Source organism: Halomonas sp. BC04 (assembly GCF_000568385.1).
The window spans coordinates 17,321-36,382 of record NZ_AZQX01000352.1 but is presented as its reverse complement, the minus strand read 5'-3'; the positions used below and the strand labels follow the sequence as shown (position 1 = coordinate 36,382).

19 protein-coding genes and 2 pseudogenes are annotated in these 19,062 nt (G+C 63.5%); 6 read left to right on the top strand and 15 right to left on the bottom strand.

Annotated features, from left to right (window positions below; genetic code table 11):
* The 5 genes from Q427_RS23775 to Q427_RS23755 form a co-directional block, all read right to left on the bottom strand.
* Positions 1–263, bottom strand: a 263-nt coding sequence (locus tag Q427_RS23775) for an SLC13 family permease (protein WP_043517748.1), incomplete at its 3' end; no start/stop codon positions are given.
* 198 nt (positions 264–461) lie between these two features.
* Positions 462–668: a cold-shock protein gene (locus Q427_RS23770; protein ID WP_043517747.1), complete on the bottom strand. Its 207-nt coding sequence runs from the start codon at positions 666–668 to the stop codon at positions 462–464.
* 265 nt (positions 669–933) lie between these two features.
* The gene (locus tag Q427_RS23765) at positions 934–1,140 is read right to left on the bottom strand and encodes a cold-shock protein (protein WP_043517745.1); all 207 of its coding nucleotides are present in this window, start codon (positions 1,138–1,140) and stop codon (positions 934–936) included.
* A 223-nt stretch (positions 1,141–1,363) separates the two neighbouring features.
* Entirely contained in the window at positions 1,364–3,019 is a 1,656-nt protein-coding gene (locus Q427_RS23760; protein WP_043517743.1) for a GMC family oxidoreductase, read from the bottom strand.
* 233 nt (positions 3,020–3,252) lie between these two features.
* On the bottom strand, positions 3,253–4,764 hold the full coding sequence (locus Q427_RS23755; RefSeq protein WP_043517741.1) for a CoA-acylating methylmalonate-semialdehyde dehydrogenase: 1,512 nt from the start codon (positions 4,762–4,764) through the stop codon (positions 3,253–3,255).
* 188 nt (positions 4,765–4,952) lie between these two features.
* Between Q427_RS23755 and Q427_RS23750 the strand changes: the two genes are divergently transcribed.
* The gene (locus Q427_RS23750) at positions 4,953–5,867 is read left to right on the top strand and encodes a LysR family transcriptional regulator (protein ID WP_043517739.1); all 915 of its coding nucleotides are present in this window, start codon (positions 4,953–4,955) and stop codon (positions 5,865–5,867) included.
* Here the strand turns inward: Q427_RS23750 and Q427_RS23745 are convergent.
* The 10 genes and pseudogenes from Q427_RS23745 to Q427_RS23710 form a co-directional block, all read right to left on the bottom strand.
* Positions 5,864–6,679, bottom strand: a complete 816-nt coding sequence (locus Q427_RS23745; protein WP_043517738.1) for an ABC transporter permease — start codon at positions 6,677–6,679, stop codon at positions 5,864–5,866. The genes Q427_RS23750 and Q427_RS23745 overlap by 4 nt on opposite strands.
* 154 nt (positions 6,680–6,833) lie before the next feature.
* Positions 6,834–7,721: an ABC transporter permease gene (locus Q427_RS23740; RefSeq protein WP_043517737.1), complete on the bottom strand. Its 888-nt coding sequence runs from the start codon at positions 7,719–7,721 to the stop codon at positions 6,834–6,836.
* Positions 7,705–8,880 carry an ABC transporter ATP-binding protein gene (locus tag Q427_RS23735; protein ID WP_043517735.1) on the bottom strand — a complete coding sequence of 392 codons (1,176 nt, stop codon included), beginning with the start codon at positions 8,878–8,880 and terminating at the stop codon, positions 7,705–7,707. Before Q427_RS23735 ends, Q427_RS23740 begins: the two co-directional genes overlap by 17 nt.
* A 182-nt stretch (positions 8,881–9,062) precedes the next feature.
* On the bottom strand, positions 9,063–9,716 hold the full coding sequence (locus tag Q427_RS34745; protein WP_231613885.1) for an extracellular solute-binding protein: 654 nt from the start codon (positions 9,714–9,716) through the stop codon (positions 9,063–9,065).
* Positions 9,656–10,177: an extracellular solute-binding protein gene (locus tag Q427_RS34740; protein ID WP_231613884.1), complete on the bottom strand. Its 522-nt coding sequence runs from the start codon at positions 10,175–10,177 to the stop codon at positions 9,656–9,658. Before Q427_RS34740 ends, Q427_RS34745 begins: the two co-directional genes overlap by 61 nt.
* A gap of 200 nt (positions 10,178–10,377) precedes the next feature.
* The gene (locus Q427_RS34735; protein ID WP_231613886.1) at positions 10,378–10,974 is read right to left on the bottom strand and encodes a zinc-binding dehydrogenase; all 597 of its coding nucleotides are present in this window, start codon (positions 10,972–10,974) and stop codon (positions 10,378–10,380) included.
* Between the two features lie 102 nt (positions 10,975–11,076).
* Positions 11,077–11,444: pseudogene (locus Q427_RS34730) on the bottom strand (alcohol dehydrogenase catalytic domain-containing protein); the annotation flags it as partial.
* A gap of 192 nt (positions 11,445–11,636) precedes the next feature.
* Positions 11,637–12,203, bottom strand: a complete 567-nt coding sequence (locus Q427_RS23720) for an NnrU family protein (RefSeq protein WP_043517734.1) — start codon at positions 12,201–12,203, stop codon at positions 11,637–11,639.
* 430 nt (positions 12,204–12,633) lie between these two features.
* Complete coding sequence (locus Q427_RS23715) at positions 12,634–13,890, bottom strand: sodium-dependent transporter (RefSeq protein ID WP_197030802.1); 1,257 nt, start codon at positions 13,888–13,890, stop codon at positions 12,634–12,636.
* A gap of 246 nt (positions 13,891–14,136) precedes the next feature.
* A complete protein-coding gene (locus tag Q427_RS23710) occupies positions 14,137–14,997 on the bottom strand; it encodes a class I SAM-dependent methyltransferase (protein ID WP_051496646.1) in 861 nt (286 codons plus the stop codon).
* Positions 14,998–15,131: 134 nt separating this feature from the next.
* On the opposite strand from Q427_RS23710, the gene Q427_RS23705 reads away from it, so the two are divergent.
* The 5 genes and pseudogenes from Q427_RS23705 (at position 15,132) to Q427_RS23685 (ending at position 19,060) form a co-directional block, all read left to right on the top strand.
* Complete coding sequence (locus tag Q427_RS23705; protein WP_043517732.1) at positions 15,132–15,377, top strand: hypothetical protein; 246 nt, start codon at positions 15,132–15,134, stop codon at positions 15,375–15,377.
* A 96-nt stretch (positions 15,378–15,473) separates the two neighbouring features.
* Complete coding sequence (locus Q427_RS23700) at positions 15,474–16,001, top strand: helix-turn-helix domain-containing protein (RefSeq protein ID WP_043517731.1); 528 nt, start codon at positions 15,474–15,476, stop codon at positions 15,999–16,001.
* Positions 15,998–16,728: pseudogene (locus Q427_RS23695) on the top strand (AzlC family ABC transporter permease). The gene Q427_RS23700 and the pseudogene Q427_RS23695 overlap by 4 nt, the downstream one beginning before the upstream one ends.
* Positions 16,721–17,074, top strand: a complete 354-nt coding sequence (locus tag Q427_RS23690) for an AzlD domain-containing protein (protein ID WP_043517730.1) — start codon at positions 16,721–16,723, stop codon at positions 17,072–17,074. The pseudogene Q427_RS23695 and the gene Q427_RS23690 overlap by 8 nt, the downstream one beginning before the upstream one ends.
* 258 nt (positions 17,075–17,332) lie before the next feature.
* Positions 17,333–19,060 (top strand): ExeM/NucH family extracellular endonuclease, encoded by a 1,728-nt coding sequence (locus tag Q427_RS23685; protein ID WP_051496645.1) that lies wholly within the window; start codon positions 17,333–17,335, stop codon positions 19,058–19,060.
* Positions 19,061–19,062 lie beyond the last annotated feature (2 nt).

Genomic DNA, 19,062 nt, shown 5'->3' with positions numbered 1-19,062 from the left:
CGCGGGCGCCCCAGCACGAAGCGAATGATCAGGTCGATGCCACCGGTGTCGCGAATGCTCGCCACCAGCACATAGAGAAAGGCCACGGTGAACAGGCCGCTGTTGGAAAAGCCGGCCAGCGCCTCGCCGCCATCGATGACCCCCAGCGTCAGCAGCAGAACCAGGGCGCCAAGCAGCACCATGTCGGGCCCGATCCGCGTGAAGGCCATCAGCGGAAATACGGCGATGACGACACTGAGTGCGATCCAGGCGTCCAAGGGCATTGGGGTATTCCATCAACGAGAATAAAGGCCCATTGTGCCTACCGACTCTTATTCCATAAAGATCTTTGTGGAGATTTGATTATTCGATTATAGAATATAATGATGAGATATCCCACAAACAAGCAGGGCCCGCTTTCGCGGGCCCTGCTCAGCGCTGCCGGTGGCAGCAAACATCAGATCAAACCGGGTCGGTTAGACTCAGTCGACGACCTTGATGTTGGAAGCCTGGAGGCCTTTCTTGCCCTGGGTGACGTCGAAGGAAACCTTCTGGCCGTCCTGCAGGGTCTTGAAGCCGTCAGCCTGAATCTCGGAGAAGTGGGCGAACAGGTCGTCACCGCTGTCGTCCGGAGAAATGAAGCCGAAGCCCTTGGTGTCGTTGAACCACTTGACAGTACCAGTAGCCATTGTCGAATGTCCTCGAATAGCGTTTTGATTGACCGGGAAATACCCGAGTTGCAGTGGGTAAGACAAGAAACTTTCACCGGGAAATCGATGCTACGAGCCTTCGATGACCACTTGCGATGTTCGTCTTGCTACCAACTCGAACCAGCTTGGCCCCTGCACAAGCAAACGTCAAATGCTAATTTTTCGAATGCCGGACGCAGAAAGGGCCCGCCGAAGCGAGCCCTAACCTGTGCTACCTGACGGTAGCGCACATCATGTCAGTCGATTAGTCGACAGACTTGATGTTGGAAGCCTGAAGGCCTTTCTTGCCCTGGGTGACGTCGAAGGAAACCTTCTGGCCGTCTTGCAGGGTCTTGAAGCCGTCAACCTGGATCTCGGAGAAGTGTGCGAACAGGTCGTCGCCGCCTTCGTCCGGAGAAATGAAACCAAAACCTTTAGTGTCGTTGAACCACTTGACTGTACCAGTAGCCATTATCGAATTCCTCGAATAGCGTTAGATGTTACCGGGAAATACCCGAGTTATGCTGGGTAAAACAAGAAACTTTCACCGGGAGATCGACGCTATGAGCCTTCGATGACCACTTGCGATGTTCCACTTGCTAACCAACTGGCGCCAAGGATGCCCCTTTGCCAGTCCCGCGTCAAACACTATTTCATCCAAAGCATGAAAAGGGGCGAAAAATGGCGCAGCGGCCTCACGGCCGCTCCGCCAGGATCCAGCCCGCCGCCTTCTCGGCGATCATGAGGGTCGGCGAATTGGTGTTGCCGCTGGTGATGGTCGGCATGACGCTGGCATCCACCACCCGCAACCCTTCGACGCCGCGCACCCGCAGGTGCGAGTCCACCACCGCCATGGGGTCATCGTCGCGCCCCATCTTCGCCGTGCCCACCGGATGGAAGATGGTGGTGCCGATGTCCCCGGCCAGCCGCGCCAGCTCGTCGTCCGTCTGGTACTCGAGCCCCGGCTTGACCTCCTCGGGGCGGTACTTGGCAAAGGCCGGCTGCTCGGCAATGCGCCGTGTGACCCGCAGCGAGTCCGCCGCCACCTTGCGATCCTCCTCGGTGCTAAGGTAGTTGGGCGCGATGGCCGGGGCATGGCGCGGGTCGCGGCTCTTGATGCGTACGCTGCCGCGACTGGTGGGGTTGATGTTGCACACGCTGGCGGTGATCGCCGGATAATCGTGCAACGGCTGGCCGAAGGCCTCCAGGCTCAGCGGCTGGACGTGGTATTCGATATTGGGATGCTCATACTCGTCGCTGCTGCGGGTGAAGGCGCAGAGCTGGGAAGGCGCCATGCTCATGGGGCCAGTGCGCTTGAGCAGGTACTCCATGCCGATCTTCGCCTTGCCCAGCCAGGAGGCCGCCAGGGTGTTGAGGGTCTTGGCCCCGGTGACCTTATACACCGAGCGGATCTGCAGGTGGTCCTGCAGGTTTTCCCCCACGCCGGGCAGCTCATGCACCAGGGGTATATCGTGCTCGGCCAGCAGCGAGGCCGACCCGATGCCCGAGAGCTGAAGCAATTGCGGCGAGCCGATGGCGCCGGCGGCCAGGATCACTTCACGGGTCGCCCTCACCTGGCTGACGACGCCGTCACGCTCGATCTCGACGCCGGTGGCTCGGGGCTTGCCGTCCTCGCCCTGCTCGAACAGCAGCCGGTGCACCTGGGTAGAGTGCCAGAGGAAGAAGTTACCGCGCTTCGTGCACACCGGGCGCAGAAAGGCCTTGGCCGCGTTCCAGCGCCAACCGCTGCGCTGGTTGACCTCGAAGTAGTCGACACCCTCGTTGTCACCACGGTTGAAGTCCCGGGTGCGCGGGATGCCGGCCTGCACCGCCGCTTCGGCGAAGTCGTCCAGCACTTCCCACTTGAGGCGCTGCTTCTCCACCCGCCATTCGCCACCATGGCCATGGTAGTCTCGGTGCGCGGCATCCACATCGCCTCCCTCGTCGAGGCGGTAGTGGTGCTCGTGCTTCATGAAGTCCGGCAGGCAGTTCTCCCAGCGCCAGGCGTCGTCGCCCACCAGCTCGGCCCAGCCGTCGTAGTCGCGAGCCTGGCCGCGCATGTAGAGCATGCCGTTGATGCTGGAGCAGCCGCCCAGGGTCTTGCCACGGGGAAAGATCAGCGAACGGCCGTTGAGTCCCTTGTCGGGCTCGGTGCGAAAGCACCAGTCGGTGCGCGGGTTGTTGATGCAGTAGAGGTAGCCCACCGGGATGTGCACCCAGTGGTAGTTGTCGCGCCCCCCGGCCTCGATCAGCAGCACCCGGTTGTTGGGGTCGGCGCTGAGCCGGTTGGCCAGCAGGCAGCCGGCGGTGCCGGCGCCTACCACGATATAGTCGAATTCATGATCTGCCATGGCGTGCTCTCTCTCTCGACATGCCGCCGGCGCCTGAGCCAACAGCAAAGCCTCCCTTATGTACGGTAGTTGATGCCCGTTCGAGGCTGATCCGAGGGGAAGACCTGCGAGGAGGCGCTGTGAACCCATCCCTGGGCGCTACATTTGCCTTCCCTGGCAAATGACCTCCTCTTCGGTCTCCCCTCGGCGCCTCTCACTGAAGCCTTGCGAATACCGCAATCTGTCAGCAGGTCTCACTTATGAGTCGGCATGGCGAACTCGGCGCCGGCGTTGATCGAGTCGGACCAGCGCTGCATGATCGACTTCTGCTTGGTGTAGAAGCGCACGCCCTCCTCGCCGTAGGCGTGGGTGTCGCCGAACATCGAGCGCTTCCAGCCGCCGAAGCCGTGCCAGGCCATGGGTACCGGGATCGGCACGTTGATGCCCACCATGCCCACCTGGATACGGCGGCCGAACTCACGCGCCACGCTGCCGCTCTCGGTGAAGCAGCTCACGCCATTGCCGAACTCGTGGTCGTTGATCAGCTGGATCGCGGTGGCGATATCGGGCACCCGCACGCAGGCCAGCACCGGGCCGAATATCTCCTCGCGGTAGATGGTCATCTCCGGGGTGACGTGGTCGAACAGCGAACCGCCCATCCAGAAGCCTTCGGCGCAGCCCTCGCCGGTCGTGGCGCTGTCGAAGTCACGGCCGTCAACCACCAGTTCGGCGCCTTCGGCAACGCCCTTGTCGATGTAGCCGGTGATGCGCTGGTGTGCCTGAGCGGTGACGATGGGCCCCATCTCGGCATCGAGCTCCATGCCGTTCTTGACCTTGAGCGACTTCGCCCGCTCGGCCAGCCGCGGCACGATCTGGTCGGCCACGTCGCCCACCAGCACCGCCACGCTGATCGCCATGCAGCGCTCGCCGGCGCTGCCGTAGGCGGCACCGATCAGGGCGTCGACGGCCTTGTCCATATCCGCATCGGGCATCACCACCATGTGGTTCTTGGCYCCGCCCAGGGCCTGGACGCGCTTGCCGTGATGCGCACCGCGCTCGTAGATCAGGTTGGCGATGGGGGTGGAGCCGACGAAGGAGAGCGCCTTGACGTCCGGGTGTTCGATCAGGGCCTCGACGGAGGCCTTGTCGCCCTGAACCACGTTGAACACGCCATCCGGCAGCCCCGCCTGCTTGAGCAGGTCGGCAATCAACAGCGAGGGACTGGGGTCCAGCGGGCTCGGCTTGAGGATAAAGGTGTTACCCGCGGCGATGGCCAGCGGGAACATCCACATCGGCACCATCACCGGGAAATTGAACGGGGTGATGCCGGCGACCACGCCCAGCGGCTGGCGCATCGTCCAGTTGTCGATGCCGGTGCCGACCTGCTCGGTGTAATCGCCCTTGAGCAACTGCGGAATGCCGCAGGCGAACTCGACGATGTCGATGCCCCGGGCCACTTCACCCTGGGCGTCGGTGAAGACCTTGCCATGTTCGGCGGTGATCGCCCGGGCCAGCTCATCCTTGTGTGCGTTGAGCAGCTCCAGAAAGCGAAACATCACACGGGCGCGGCGAATCGGCGGGGTATCGGCCCAGGCCGGAAAGGCGGCCTTCGCCGCCTCGACAGCGCCATCGACATCGGCCGGCCCGGCCAGGGCCACCTGACCGGTCACCTGGCCGCTGGCGGGGTTGGTCACCGCCTGGCGCTGGGTGGACTCGGCCGCGGCACGCTGGCCATTGATATAGTGATCGATATTGGTCGTTGTCATAATGGTTGCCTCTGTTCGATGCGTCCTGCCAGGAAATCTGTACCGGTTACTCGGTGCTGGCTATAGAGTAGCGCGGCAGATGCGTCAATCAATTGAGTAATTCATAACCAGAATATAAGCTTTGCTTATAATGCCTGGAGCCTCACCTCCTCGCCCTTCCTTTGTCCTTCTCCTTCCGGGAGCACACCATGCAGGACCTGCAGACCCTTCGCGCCTTCATCGCCGTGGCACGGGAAGGCAGCGTGTCCCGCGCCGCTGAGAAGCTCCACCTGAGCCAGCCGGCGGTCAGCCTCAAGCTCAAGCAACTGCAGGAAGGCCTCGGGCTGGCGCTGTTCCAGCGCCGCCCCCAGGGCTTGAAGCTGACCGCCGATGGCTACGCCCTGCTGCCGGCCGCCGAAAGAACCCTGGCCGCCATGGCCGCCTTCGAACAGAGCGCCCAAGCACTGCACAGCACACTGCGCGGACGGCTGAAGATCGGCACCATCGTCGACCCGGAATTCATCCGGCTGGGCGCCTTCCTGCACCGCCTGGTAGGTCGCGCCCCCCAGCTCGAGACAGAACTACAGCACGGCATGAGCGGCAGCGTACTGAACTGGATCCGGCGCGGAGAACTGGATGTGGGCTTCTATCTGGCGCCACCAGGCGAGGGGCCGGGCCAGGGGACTGATGAAGCGGCGCAGGAGGTGGCGCACCGCGAGCTCACTCACTTCCACTACCATGTGATCGCCCCCGCGGGCTGGAGCGGGCGGCTGATACGCACCGACTGGGCGAGCCTGGCCGCCCTGCCGTGGATCGTGACCCCGCAGGAATCCGTCCATCACCGCCTGTTGCAGAGTGTGATGGAACCGCAGGGGCTTGTCCCCAACGGCGTGGCCCAGGTGGACCAGGAGGCGTGCATGCTCGACCTGGTGCGGGCCGGGGTGGGGCTCAGTCTCGCTCGTGACGCCCTGGCCATGGCCGAGCGTCAGGAGCGGGGCCTGGTGGTCGTCGAAGGGGTACGCCTGCCCTGCTCGCTGAACTTCATCTGGCAGCGCCAGCGCGGCGAGGAACCCGCCATTGCGGCAGCACTGGAGGTGCTGGAGAGCGTCTGGTCGACGGCCTAGCCGGAAGCGCGCATCCGATTCCTGGCGGCCTCTTCGCGCCGACGCTTCACCTCGTAGGCGATGGCCAGCACCACCGTGACCAGGATCAGGATCAAGCCCAGGGCATTGACCGCCGGGGTTAGCCCGGTACGCACCTTGGAGGCGATATAGACGGTCAGGGTGGTGTCATAGCCGACCACGAACAGGGTGGTGTTGTAGTTCTCGAAGGACTGCAGGAAGGCGATCACCCCCGCCGAGAGTATCGCCGGCTTGAGGTAGGGCAGCAGGATTCGCCGGAACATCTGCCACTGGCTCGCCCCCAGGTCCAGCGCCGCCCGTTCCATGGTGCGGTCGAAGCGCTGCAGGCGGGCGGTGACCATCAGCATCACGTAGGCGGCGATGAAGGTCGCTTGCCCCAGCACGGTGAGGAAGATGCCCCCGCTCACCCCGAACTGGCGCCAGAAGATCAGCGTCGAGATGCCGATGATCACGCCGGGCGTCAGCAGCGGCGAGAGGATCAGCGCATACAGGAACGGCTTGGCGCGGCTCGACACCGTGTTGAGGAACAGCGCCGTGGCGATGCCGATGGGCACCGCCAGGCAGAGTACGCCGACGGCCACGATCGCGCTGTTGGCCAGCGCCTGCCACATGCCGCCATCGGCGGCCAACTCACCGAACCAGCGCAGCGTGGTGCCATCCCAGGGCGTCACCGTGGGAAAGCGGCTGTCGTTGAAGGTGGCCGCCGCCATGATCAGCAAGGGCAGGAACAGGTAGGCGAAGAAGACCACCACATAGAAGCGCAGGCCGAAGGCCAGCAAACGCTGTGAACTCATATTTTCACACCGGAAGTGCCGTAGAAATAGGCGAACGAAATGAAGCGCAAGGCGCACGGAGCAAAGGAACCGGAGCATATGGGGTATATGTGAGGATTCCGCGCACCGCGCAACACAGCGATTCGTTCGTGCAGACATTTATGCGGAGCTTCCCTCATTTTGCAATATCCCCCAGACCCACCTTGAATACCTTCATTACCAGCGACATGAAGCCGATGCAGAGCACCAGCAGCAGGAAGGCGTAGGCCGCCCCCTGGTTCCAGTTGCCCCCCTCGAAGAACCAGTTGTAGATGATCTGGGTGAACCAGCGGCTGCCGGGCGAACCCAGCAGCGCCGGCACCGCGTAGCTGCCGGCGGCGAGCATGAAGGTCATGATGCAGCCGGTGGCGATACCCGGCTTGGCATGGGGGATGACGATGCGCCGGTGGGTGCGCACGGTGCCCGCCCCCAGGTCCCGCGCCGCCCGTACCTGGTTGTCTTCGAGGCTCTCGATGGCGTTGTAGACCGGGAAGACCATGAACAGGATGTAGGCGTAGACCATGCCCACCATGACCCCGGCGTCACCGCTGAGAAAGCGGATAGGGCGGTCGATGAGGCCCAGCATCAACAAGACCTCGTTGAGCGGCCCGCGAAATGCCAGGATGATGAACCAGGAGTAGGTGCGCAGGATTTCGTTGATCCAGAAGGGAATGATCAGCAGCAGGATGCAGAGCGCCGCCTGGCGCGGGGTGGCCACCTTGGCCAGGTACCAGGCCAGCGGGTAGCTGACGATCAGCGTCAACACCGTGACCAGCACGCTGGACCAGAGAGTCTTGAAGAAGATGGCACGGTGGATGTCGTTGTTGAACAGCGTCGCATAGTTGGCGACGGTTAACCGATCCTCCGGCCCGCCGATCTGGGCCGGCAGCAGATTGGGCCGCAGCGAATAGTCGATCATCTGCAGCTGCGGCAGGGTCACCATGACGATCAGCCAGATGCCCAGCAGCGTAAGGATGGCGACCGCCAGCGGCCCACCGAATCGGGCGCTAAGCTGACGAAACATGAGCGCCTCCCGCCGCGGCACGCTTTTCCACCATCTCGCCGGTGGTCTCGTCGACCACGGCGCTGCCGTCCTCGGGCAGCACCACCGCATCCGCCGGGTCATAGCCGAACGTCATCCGCTGGCCCACGATGAGCGAGTCCGCATACTGGCGCGAGACCTCATGGCCAAGCTGGACCCGCAGCCTCTCGCCGGAGGCCGTAAGGCGCGTCTCCAGCATCACCGAGGCGCCTTCGAAATGCACCGCCTCGATTTCACCCTCGAGCCTGGGCCCGGTCGCATCGGCGGCCACCGGCTTGAGATGCTCTGGACGCACGTAGAGCGCCACCCGGTCGCCATTGCCCAGGCTCACGCCCTCCCCCGCGCTGCCGGCGAGTTCGCCCAGGGCGCCGCCGTCGAGGCGCACCCGCTGACCCTCGCGGTCGACCAGGCGGCTCTCCAGCCTATTGTTCTCGCCGACAAAGGCCGCCACGAAGCCGGTCGCCGGGCTGCGATAGAGGGTCATGGGATCGGCCACCTGCTGAATCCGACCTGCGGACATGACCGCCACCCGATCGGACATGGTCAGCGCCTCACCCTGGTCATGGGTGATATAGATGAAGGTGATACCGGTCTTGCGCTGGATGGTCTTGAGCTCGGCCCGCATATGCTGGCGCAGCTTCAGGTCCAGCGCCGAGAGAGGCTCGTCGAGCAGCAATACCCTGGGTTCCACCGCCAGCGCCCGGGCAATGGCCACCCGCTGCTTCTGGCCGCCGGAGAGTTCCGTCACCTGCTTGGGACCGCTGCCCTCGAGGGCGACCAGCGCCAGCAGCCGCTCGGACGTATCACGGCGCTGCTTCTTGCCGACACCGCGGACCTCAAGGCCGAACTCGATGTTCTCGAATACCGTCATCAGCGGAAAGAGCGCCAGGTTCTGGAAAATCATCGCCGTGGGGCGACGGTTTACCGGGACGCCGGCAACGGGCTCTTCACCGATGAACACCTGCCCCTGGCTGGGCACGAGGAAGCCACTGACGATATTGAGCAGGGTCGTCTTGCCACACCCCGACGGGCCGAGAAAGCTGAAGAACTCCCCCGAGCCGATGGTAAGCGATGTCTGCTCGATGGCGGTGAAGTCGCCGAAGCGCATCACCACCTTGTCCAACCGGACGCTTCCGTCCATTTACCTCTCCTAAGTCTGCGAAGTCTGGGCCGAATTCCTGGTCTTGGACCAGGGTCATGATCAGGCGGACACCCAGTCCGAGGCAGAGGGCTGCTCCGCCAGGCAGCATGCGAATAGCCTGGCCGGGCCTGCAGGAAGCAGTGCCGGCCAAGCTATTTCGTACCGCTATGCTTGGGGGGCTCTTATGCCGAGAGGTAACGATCCTGGTATTCGTTGCGCAGCGCCACGTACCAGGGCTCCTGAATCGGCCACCACCAGAGATTGGCCAGGTCCTCATCGGTGTAGGAGTCGGTGAAGAACTGGCGCGTCTCCTCGGGCAGCAACTCGGTGGCACCTTTGGAGGTGGAGTTGTAGCCCGTGGCCTTGACGAACATGGCGCCGGCTTCGGGGGTGTAGTACCAGTTGATCAGTTCGTAGACGGCATCGGGATTCTGGGCGTTCTTGGGAATGACGAAGCCCTCCATCCAGGCAAGCGCCCCTTCCTTCGGTGCGCCGTAGGCGATGTCCTCGCCCTCCTGCTGCAGGCGAAATGCGGTGGAGTCCCAGGTCTGGCCGATGATGGCGCCGTTGGTACGAAAAGCGGCCTGGGCCTCGTTCTCGGTATCCCAGAACTGGGCCAGCATGTGCTTGTGCTTGGCCGCCTCTTCGACGATGACGTCGAAGTTGGCGCGCATCGCCTCTTCCGACTTGTAGGAGTCGAGCATCGGGAACGGCAGCCGGCCCTCACGCTCCAGCCACAGGCCGATGCCCACCAGGGCCGAGTGGCCGCGGACGGTCACGCCCTGGCCATGATCGGGATTCCACAAATCGGCATAGCTGAGGTTGGCGCGATCCACGTCGCGAAGCGGCGATGCCAGGTAATGGCCTCGGTGCCCCAGTCGCTGGGGGCAAAGTAGCGCTTGCCATTCACCACGCCACCCACCCGGGAGCCCTCGATGGCGCTGTCCAGGGCACCATTCCAGTTGATCCGCGACTCGTCCAGCGGCTGTACCAGGTCATAGTCGAGATAGCCCGGCACCCGGTCCACCGTGGGCATGATCACGTCGAAGCCGCTGCCGTCGCTGGCCCGCAACGAGTTCATCAGCTCATCGTTGGTGCCATAGGGCGTGAAGGTGGCGCGTATGCCGGTCTTCTCGGTGAAGTCGGCCAGCATTTCATCGGTGAAATAGCCCGCCCAGGCGTAGATACGCAGGGTCTGATCCTGGGCCAGCACCTTGTTGATGTAGAACGAGGGCACGGTAGCGACCGCGCCAGCGGCCAGGGTACCTTGCAGGAAACGGCGACGAGTGAACGACATGACGGGTCTCTCCATGAGGGCTCTGACACAAGGGTAGCGAGACCGGTGGGCAACGATGCCACCTGCCTCGCGATGCGCCAATTCAAGTATCGCGCTAATTCATGACGGCAGGATGATCATTGAATGACCGTTCAATACCGTTGAACTAGGTTAGCACCCTGAGAGAAAAGCTCCGTATGTCGTTTCAACGTTCGCCGCCCTCAACTCGCCTGAATGGCCACCTTCAGTACGCCGTCGCGCTGATGGGAAAAGAGATCGTAGGCCTCGGTGATCTGCTCCAGCTGATAGCGATGGGTCACCATGGGCCCCAGGTCGATTCGCCCTGACTCGATCACCTGCATCAGGCGGCGCATGCGCTCCTTGCCGCCGGGACAGAGCGAGGTGATGATCTTGTGATCGCCGAGCCCGGCACAGAAGGCATCCAACGGGATGGTCAGGTCGCCGGAATAGACACCCAGGCTCGAGAGCGTGCCGCCCGGCTTGAGTACCCGCAGCGCCGACTCGAAGGTGGACTGCAATCCGAGCGCCTCGATGGAGGCGTCCACACCGCGGCCGCCGGTGAGCTTGAGGATTTCCGACACCACATCGACCTTGCGAAAATCGAGAGTGATATCGGCGCCCATCTGGCGCGACATCTCGAGTCGCTCATCGACGCCATCCACGGCAATGATCAAGCCGGCCCCGCGCAGCCGGGCCCCGGCGGTGGCGCACAGGCCGATAGGCCCCTGGGCAAATATCGCCACCGTATCGCCAATCTTGATGCCGGCCGACTCGGCCCCGGCAAAGCCGGTGGACATGATGTCGGGGCACATCAGCACCTGCTCGTCGGTGAGGCCATCCGGCACCGGCGAGAGGTTGGCCTGGGCGTCCGGTACCAGCAGGTACTCCGCCTGGGCGCCATCGATGGTGTTACCGAAGCGCCAGCCACCCATGGGCTTGTAGCCATGGCTGTGGTGGCCGCCATCCTGGGCGCTACAGCCATCCTGGCAGGCATAGGAGGTGAAGCTGGGGCATATCGCCCCGGCGATCACCCGTTGCCCTTCCTGGTAGCCCTGAACGTTGGCGCCCAGTTTTTCGATCACCCCCACGGCTCATGGCCAATGGTGAGGCCCTTTTCCACCGGGTATTCGCCCTTGAGGATATGGACATCGGTACCGCAGATGGTGGTGGTAGTGACACGGACAAGGGCGTCGTTGGGACCGACCTCCGGAATCGGCTTGTCATCGATCTCGATGCGCCCCGGCTCGACGAAGATTGCCGCTTTCATCATGTCTGGCATGGTCACTCCTCTGTGGACTCTCTGCGCCCATGGGACAGGCACCCTTTAGGTGTGACACAGGGGCCGGACATTCGCCTTGATGCACATCAAGAATACAGAAAGCATGCAGAGATATGACCACGGGAAAACGCGACGCGCCGGCAAAAGCCGGCGCGCTGTGCTGCAGAGTCGTGGTTGGGCCTACATGACCGGCACACCGGTCACCCAGACGTGCAGATGGAAGGCGAAGAGGTAATAGGCGATCAGGCCCCCCACCACCGTAATGGCCGTGCCGGCCATACGGGGCGTCGTCTGCGGAGCAGGCTGGCGGCGGCGCGCGGAGCGGAAGTCCAGCACGGCCCAGGCCAGGAAGGCACCGAAGAAGACGATGTCACCCAGGCGGCCGTTGGCTAACAGGTGCGACAAGGCCCATACCTTGACTGCCAGCACCATCGGGTGACCCAGCTTGGCCTTGATATGGTTGTTGGGCACATAGGCCGCCACCAGCAGGATGAAGGCCGGGATCATCAGCAGCGATACGGCATGGCGCAGGCCCACGGGCGGAAACCAGACCCAGATGGGATCGAGCCGCATACGCCCGTACCCCCAGATGGCGATGGCCAGGCCGATGACCGACACCACCGAGAAAATAGCCTTCCAGCGCAGCTCTCCCATGCGCTGGACCTGTGCGCTGCGCCAATCGTCGGCAAAGATGCGCACGGAGTGCACACCCAGGAATAGTAGTAGGCCAAGAATCATCACGAACATGCCGGGGCTTCCTTTGCATTGGGTCTCGAAACGGGGATCGAAACGGATAACGAAACAGCGTGCAGCTTAACGATACCGGCTCGTTACACCAAGGCCCCAGCGAATTATTCGTTCAGCATGCCACCCTTTCAGGCCTCACCTCCTACCTGGGGCAAGGGAAAATTTGCCGGCCCATCGATCACTTCAGCCTGCCCCACCAGGGGGACCCAGGCCGGCACTCCAAGGCTCCCCAGCCTCCATATCGATGCCATAACGACACCTATCGCCAGCACATTGCCTGAACACCGTAAGAAAAGCCGCGATGAGGATGCGCTAACGGGATTGCCGCGCGAAACCAATCACTGCCGAAGGGTCGGCGTAAAACATCAAAACAATCCGTAGTGACGAATCAAGATCAGCCAAAGCAAGACAATGAAAGGCAGCCAACGGCCTACCGTGTATATTCGCAGCTCCCACCAGCCTGAAGTCGTGCCCAGCCCATCACGCAGCTTTTCCGGTCTGACCAGCCAGGTAAAGAATGCCGCCCCGAAGATGCCTGAAAACAACACGGTTTGCCCGCCAACTGCCTGATCGACCCAGTCGAGGAAGGCTCATCGCCAATGGTGAGTGATATGGGAGAAAAACTCAGCGCCGAAGGGATGCCAATCAGCGAAAGCACCCCAGCGACTGCCAATACCGCCTTGCCATGACTCAAGCGCAGCTCTTCGGCCACCGCACTTATCACCACCTTGAGTCCGGCAAGGCTGGAGCTGAATGCTGCAAGAAAAAACAGGGAGAAGAAAAGCAAGGCAACCGGATAACCCCAGGCCATGTGCTCGAAAACGCGAGGCAAGGTGCTGAACGCAAGCTGGCTTCCCTCTCCCGGGTCCATGCCAAAGGTAAAAACAAAGGGAAATATCATCCAGCCTGCCAGGAGGGCTATGCAGGTTTCCGTCACCCCGACAACCAGGCAGGCGCGAGGAACATGCGCCTTACGCGGTATATAACTGCCGTAGGTGACAAGATAGCCCTGGCCAATCGCCAGGGTGTAGAACCCTTGCCCGAACGCCATGACCCATAGATCAGGGTTTCTCCACGCCGAGAAGTCGGCATGGAGGAGAAAGCGGCGTGCCTCTGCCCAACCCTCCATTCGACTCGCCACTATGACCAGACCGATGATCACTGCCAGCAGCACCGGCATGAGAAACTTGGAGAACCTTTCAATCGCACTCAAACCGCGCATCAGCACCAGACTGGCAAGTACCAGGATCGCGAAGAAGTAATATAGGGAGGCATAACCGCTGGAGAATTCATCGAAGACCTTGACTTCATTGCGGAGGGCATCCAGCGCGTATCCGAGGGTCCAGCCGGTGATAACGAGGTAGTAGCTGGTAATGAGAAAGGTCAAGCCCACCACGAACCAGCCATACCAGGCGCCAAAGCGATTTACCTGACGATACGTATGCACGGTGTTGCCCTGAGCCAAGCGGCCCGCGGCCACCTCAAGGTACATGATAGGCAAGCAGATAATGACCAAAGCCAGCAAGTAAGCCAGGATGAAAGCAGCACCTCCATGTTCGCCAACCATGTAGGGAAAGCGCCAAAGGTTGCCGAGGCCTACGGCTGCTGCAGCCATGGAGAAAATGAACGCCGGCTCGGACGACCACTGCCCACGGCTCCTGCTTGTTTCACTGCCTGGATAAGACATCCGCTAACGTATCTCCTTGTTGGCATGATTCGATACAAGGTTTATACATCAGAAGCATGACATTCAAGGAAGCCTGGTTAAAGGGTAAGCCAGGTCACGCTGGGCATGGCTTTCGTTCCTCACATATTCTCCCGATGTGGCAAAGAAAACCGATCTCCTTGCCTGCTACCTTAGAGAAACCAGAAACCGTGAGTACGAAGCGGGACCTGCAACCTTGCGAGAGGAGGAATCTCCCCTGAGCGAGGCTTAACCCGAGGCGTGCGTGCCAGCGTCATCTTCCATGGCCAGGGCATGGTGGCGCTTGTCCAGGGGTTCGGCGGCAATCACGTAGTCGGCGCCGCAGGGTAGCCCCGCCTCGCTGCGTGCCAATGGCAGCGCCTGCTCGCGCAGCGCCTCGACGTGCTCCCGCATGGCCGCAGCGAGCTTGTCATCGTTGAAGCCGTCGAGCTGACGCAGGCACAGGTCCAGCTGGGTATTGACGAAGCGCTCCCGGTAGCGAATGGGGAAATGGCGGATTTCACAGACTCGGAAGCCTGCCACGCCCAGCTGCCGCTGCACCCAGGTAGCGGGATATTCCCGGTAGGGGCGGCCACCGCCGATCAGCAGGCAGCCATCGCGCAAGCGTCCGATGCGCTGCACGATGCGCCCCGCTTCGGTGCCCGGATCGTCGAGTACATAGGGCTCGGTGCCCACGATATAGAGCCGATGCTTGACGTGGGGGCGCACCCGCTGCAGGACCCGCTCCTGCCAGTAGGGAGCGAATCCTTCGATCGCGCCGATGAAGTAATCGAGCAGCACCGTGTCGAAGCACTCCCCGTAGAGCAGCTCGTCCGACATCCAGTTGTCCACGATGACCCGGTCCTGGTCGCGCAGCGCCTTGCCCGCCGCCTCCCGGGCCACCTTGGCCATCGAGGGCGACGCCGTCACCGCGGTCCAGCGCTCCGTGTCCAGCCCGCAGACCCACTGCAGCGAATTGCGCCCGGTGCCGGCGTCCAGGAAGCTGCCCCAGGGCCGTTCGCCCTGAAGGGACTCGATGGCGCGAAAGAGCGAAGAGACGGTTTTTTTCGGTGTGGTCATGACAAGGCCTTCGATCAAGCGACGGCCCATTCTACGCAACCGCTCCGTCGCCGCCAAAGGCGCCGGGGTGGCCGGGGTGCGAAGTGGGAAGCCGATCAATTCGCTCGCGCAATCCGCAGCATATTGCTAAGGGTTTAGAAAGACACTCTTGTGGAGGCAACGCCATGACCCAGTGTGAAAGAACCGTGATGGCCTTCGATGACCAGGGTCGCGAATACATGATCGACATGCTCGTCAGCGTGCGCGACCTCAGCGAGATGCAGCACGCCGGCGCCACGCGGGACACCCCCGCCTTCCGTACCCGCGATGGCCACGAGGTCACCTACCTCGGCAACGGCGAGTTCATGGTCATGGTGCCAGGCGAGGAAGCCGGCGTAACGGTCAGGACCGACGATTCGGAGTTTGTGTAACACGCAAGCCAAGCAGGGCTGAGCAAAAGGGTTGACAGCCGACTGTTCCTTTAATAGAACGTTCTTTAAATGGAACGGCTTGGAAGCACCTCTATTATGGACAAGCTCTCACTCGGCACCCTGGGCCAGCACCTGCAGACCCTGCGCCAGGCGCAAGGCTGGTCGCTGTCGCAGCTGGCCGCCGCCGCCGGCATCGCCAAGTCGAACTTGTCGCGGCTTGAACAGGGCAACGGCAACCCCACGCTCGACACCATCTGGCGCCTGGCGGTGCAGCTGAAGGTACCCTTCGGCACCCTGGTGGCTCCTATCGCCGTGCCCCTGGGCGAAGACGGCGTGGAGGTCCGCCTGCTCGACCAGGGCAAGGACACACCCCAGGTCGATGCTTACTGGATGCGCTGTGCGCCCCACACCTTGCGCCTTGCCGAGCCCCACACCCCCGGCGCCCGGGAATCGCTCATCCTGATCAGCGGCACGCTGGAGGCCGGCCCGGAAGGCGACACCCGCAGCCTTTCGGCCGGCGAGACCCTCACCTTTGCCGCCGACCGCCCCCACCTCTACCGAACCGGGGAAGCCTGGGCCACGCTGATGCTCAGCGTCGTCTATCACGACGAGCAAACCTCATGAGCCTGCAAGCCGCCTCCACGACGTCCCGTCCCTGGCTTGCGGGCCTGCGCGAGGCCATCCCGCTGCTGGGTGGCTACGTGCCGGTGGCCATCTCCTTCGGGCTGATCGCCGTCCAGGCCGGATTCACCACCTGGGAGGCGGTGATCATCTCAACCCTGGTCTACGCCGGTGCCTCGCAGTTCCTGTTCGTCGGCATGGTCGCCGCTGGCTCACCGCTTTGGCTGGTCGTGATCATGACGCTGCTGATCAATCTGCGCCACATGGTCTACGCCCCCAACATAGCACCCTGGCTGACGACCAGCCGATGGTGGCCCTGGCTGATGCACGGCCTCACCGACCAGGTCTTCGCCCTGGCTCACACGCGGCTGCCGCAGCTGCCGGCAGCGCAACGCCTGGCTGGTTCACCGGCGCCGCACTGCTGGCCTGGGCCAGTTGGATCGGTGGCACGGCACTCGGCGCCGTGGCCGGCGAAGAGCTGACCCGGCGCTGGCCGCTGCTCGGCGAGATCATGCCCTTCGCCCTGCCGGCCCTGTTCCTGGTGCTGCTGGCACCGCGCTTCACCAATGGACGCTGGTCACTGGCACTGGGCAGCAGCATCGCCATCGCCCTGCTGCTCGCCGTAAGCGGGCTGACCAATGCCGCCATCCCCCTTGCCGCCGCCTGCGGGGCCCTGTGCTTCTACCTGGTGAGGTTCCAGCAGACGGCGAAAGGAGGACGCCATGAGTAACGCGCTCTGGCTGGCCGTGCTGGCCTCGGCGGCAGGCACCCTGCTGATGCGGGTGCTGCCGCTGCTTTGGATGCGCCGTCGGCTTGCACGCCTCGACGGCGACGAGCGGCTGGACGCCATGCCCCAGTGGCTCGGCATCCTTGGCCCGCTGATGATCGCCGCCGTGCTTGGCGTCTCGCTGGTACCCACCACCACCGGCGCTATCTCCTGGCTCGCCACCGCCATCGGCGTAGCCGCGACCCTGGCCGTGTGGTGGCGGCTGCGCTCGCTCGGCTGGCCGATCGCCGCCGGGGTCGCGGCCTATGGTGTGGTGGTCATGCTGGCGGGCCTGGCGACAGGCACCTAGCTTTGTACGAAAACTGCCTGCGCTCGGCCATGCGGCGTTAAAAATCGCTCAAAATGCTCACTTACACCCCGTAAACTCCGCTTTTTCGCCAATTTTTGCCTTGCCTGACCTTCGCTCGCCGACTTTTCGTACATAGCCTAGTACATGCAACGGGTGGCACTCGAAGCGGACATCTATCACGCTGATGGCTTATGATGTTGCCAAGGATGACGCCAGATGACGCCAAGAGTAGTACCGGCCTTAGCCAGGGAGACCACCATGACCGACGCCCCCCAGCCCCCCACCAGCGCCAAGCGCCGACGCCACGCCGTGGCCAGGTGGCCAGGTCCAGCAACCCTGCTGCTCGCCCTGCTGCTGACGGCCGCACCGGCGTTGGCCAGCTGCCCGGAACCATCCAGCACCAACCTGGCCGCCATCAAGGGCGTTGAGCAGCCGACCCTGCCTTCCGGCCAAGAGGTGATCGCCGACGGCGTGGTGACCGGGGCTTTTCTCGGCCGCGACAGGCTCAACGGCTTCTACCTGCAGCAGGCGACCGAGCAAGGCCCTGTCGGCCTGTTCGTCTATATGCCCGCGGCCACTGAAAGCGACGCGGAGCTCATCGCTCCCGGGCAGCACCTTCAGCTCCACGCACGGACCGGCGAGTACCGTGGCCAGATCCAGCTGCAGCGGGTCGAGCGGATCGAGACCTGCGCCAGCGACCGGCTGCCGGAGCCGAAGGCGGTGGAGTGGCCGCTCGACGAAGCGGAACTGGAAAGGCTACAAGGCCTGCTGCTGGAGTTTCCCCAGGCCCTGACCGTCACCGGCAACTACGAACTCGCCCGCTACGGCTCCCTGAGACTGGCCGCCGAGCGCCTGTTCCGACCCACCAATACTCCCGGCGACAGTCAAGAGCGCGATGTTCTCATGCTGGACGACGGCAGCTACCGCGCCTTTCCCAGCCCCATTCCCTATCTGGATGCGAACGGCACCCGTCGTGTCGGCAGCACGATCGAGGGGCTGACCGGTGTGCTTGCCCACGCCTTCGACGCCTACCGGTTGCACCCGACCCTGGAGCCGCGCTTCGAGGACACCAACCCGCGCCCGGGGCCGCTGCCGGAGCCGGGGGAGCGGCTGCGGGTAGCGACCTTCAACGTCGAGAACTACTTCATTACCCTCGGCCAGCGCGGCGCCGCTGACGCCGAAGAGCTGGAACGCCAGCGGGCCAAGCTCGCCGCAGCGGTGGACGGCCTTCAGGCCGACATCCTCGCCCTGGTGGAGGTGGAAAACGACCCGCGCGCCCTGGCCGACCTGGTCGAGCAGCTGAGCGAACGAACCGGGGTCCGCTACCGCGCCGTCGGCGGGAGTGCCGACCGCGGCAGCGATGCCATCAAGCTAGCCCTGATCTACCGACCGGACCGGGTGGAGGCCGTCAGCGAACTCTATGCCGACAACGCCCCCACCCATCACCGGCCGCCGCTGGCGGCCTTCTTCCGCAGCCGCGACGGCGGCCCCGCCTTCGGCGTCGTCACCGCCCACTTCAAGTCCAAGACCGGCTGCCCGCCCCGGGGCGATATCGACCGCGGCCAGGGCTGCTGGAACCAGCGCCGGGTGGAGCAGGCCCAGGCCATGAACGGCTTCCTCAAGCGCCTCGCTGACGCCGAGGGCCACCCGCGCCTGCTGCTGATCGGTGATCTCAACGCCTACGGCGCCGAGGACCCGATCCGCACTCTCACCGGCGCRGGCMTGRTCGACCTGATAGCCTGGGAGCTGCCGCCCGAGCGCCGCTACAGCTATGTGTTCCGCGGCGAGTCGGGCTACCTGGACCATGCCCTGGTCAGCCCCGAACTGGCTGCGGCAGCCGCCGAGGTCCAGCCGTGGCCCATCAATGCCGACGAACCCGTTTTCCTTGGCTACGACGGACCGGACAATGCGGCGCCCTACTTCCAGCCCGACCCCTTCCGCTCCTCGGACCACGACCCGATCGCGGTGGACCTGGAGTGGCGTTAGCA

Bases quoted from the DNA above. Each gene is read 5' to 3' on its own strand.
- Q427_RS23735 (WP_043517735.1), bottom strand. From the start codon at position 8,880: ATGGACGGAAGCGTCCGGTTGGACAAGGTGGTGATGCGCTTCGGCGAC.
- Q427_RS23745 (WP_043517738.1), bottom strand. From the start codon at position 6,679: ATGAGTTCACAGCGTTTGCTGGCCTTCGGCCTGCGCTTCTATGTGGTG.
- Q427_RS34740 (WP_231613884.1), bottom strand. From the start codon at position 10,177: ATGTCGTTCACTCGTCGCCGTTTCCTGCAAGGTACCCTGGCCGCTGGC.
- Q427_RS23710 (WP_051496646.1), bottom strand. From the start codon at position 14,997: ATGGGCCGTCGCTTGATCGAAGGCCTTGTCATGACCACACCGAAAAAA.
- Q427_RS34735 (WP_231613886.1), bottom strand. From the start codon at position 10,974: ATGTCCACCGGCTTTGCCGGGGCCGAGTCGGCCGGCATCAAGATTGGC.
- Q427_RS23705 (WP_043517732.1), top strand. From the start codon at position 15,132: ATGACCCAGTGTGAAAGAACCGTGATGGCCTTCGATGACCAGGGTCGC.
- Q427_RS23715 (WP_197030802.1), bottom strand. From the start codon at position 13,890: ATGTCTTATCCAGGCAGTGAAACAAGCAGGAGCCGTGGGCAGTGGTCG.
- Q427_RS23765 (WP_043517745.1), bottom strand. From the start codon at position 1,140: ATGGCTACTGGTACAGTCAAGTGGTTCAACGACACTAAAGGTTTTGGT.
- Q427_RS23700 (WP_043517731.1), top strand. From the start codon at position 15,474: ATGGACAAGCTCTCACTCGGCACCCTGGGCCAGCACCTGCAGACCCTG.
- Q427_RS23740 (WP_043517737.1), bottom strand. From the start codon at position 7,721: ATGTTTCGTCAGCTTAGCGCCCGATTCGGTGGGCCGCTGGCGGTCGCC.
- Q427_RS23720 (WP_043517734.1), bottom strand. From the start codon at position 12,203: ATGTTCGTGATGATTCTTGGCCTACTACTATTCCTGGGTGTGCACTCC.
- Q427_RS23750 (WP_043517739.1), top strand. From the start codon at position 4,953: ATGCAGGACCTGCAGACCCTTCGCGCCTTCATCGCCGTGGCACGGGAA.
- Q427_RS23690 (WP_043517730.1), top strand. From the start codon at position 16,721: ATGAGTAACGCGCTCTGGCTGGCCGTGCTGGCCTCGGCGGCAGGCACC.
- Q427_RS23770 (WP_043517747.1), bottom strand. From the start codon at position 668: ATGGCTACTGGTACTGTCAAGTGGTTCAACGACACCAAGGGCTTCGGC.
- Q427_RS23760 (WP_043517743.1), bottom strand. From the start codon at position 3,019: ATGGCAGATCATGAATTCGACTATATCGTGGTAGGCGCCGGCACCGCC.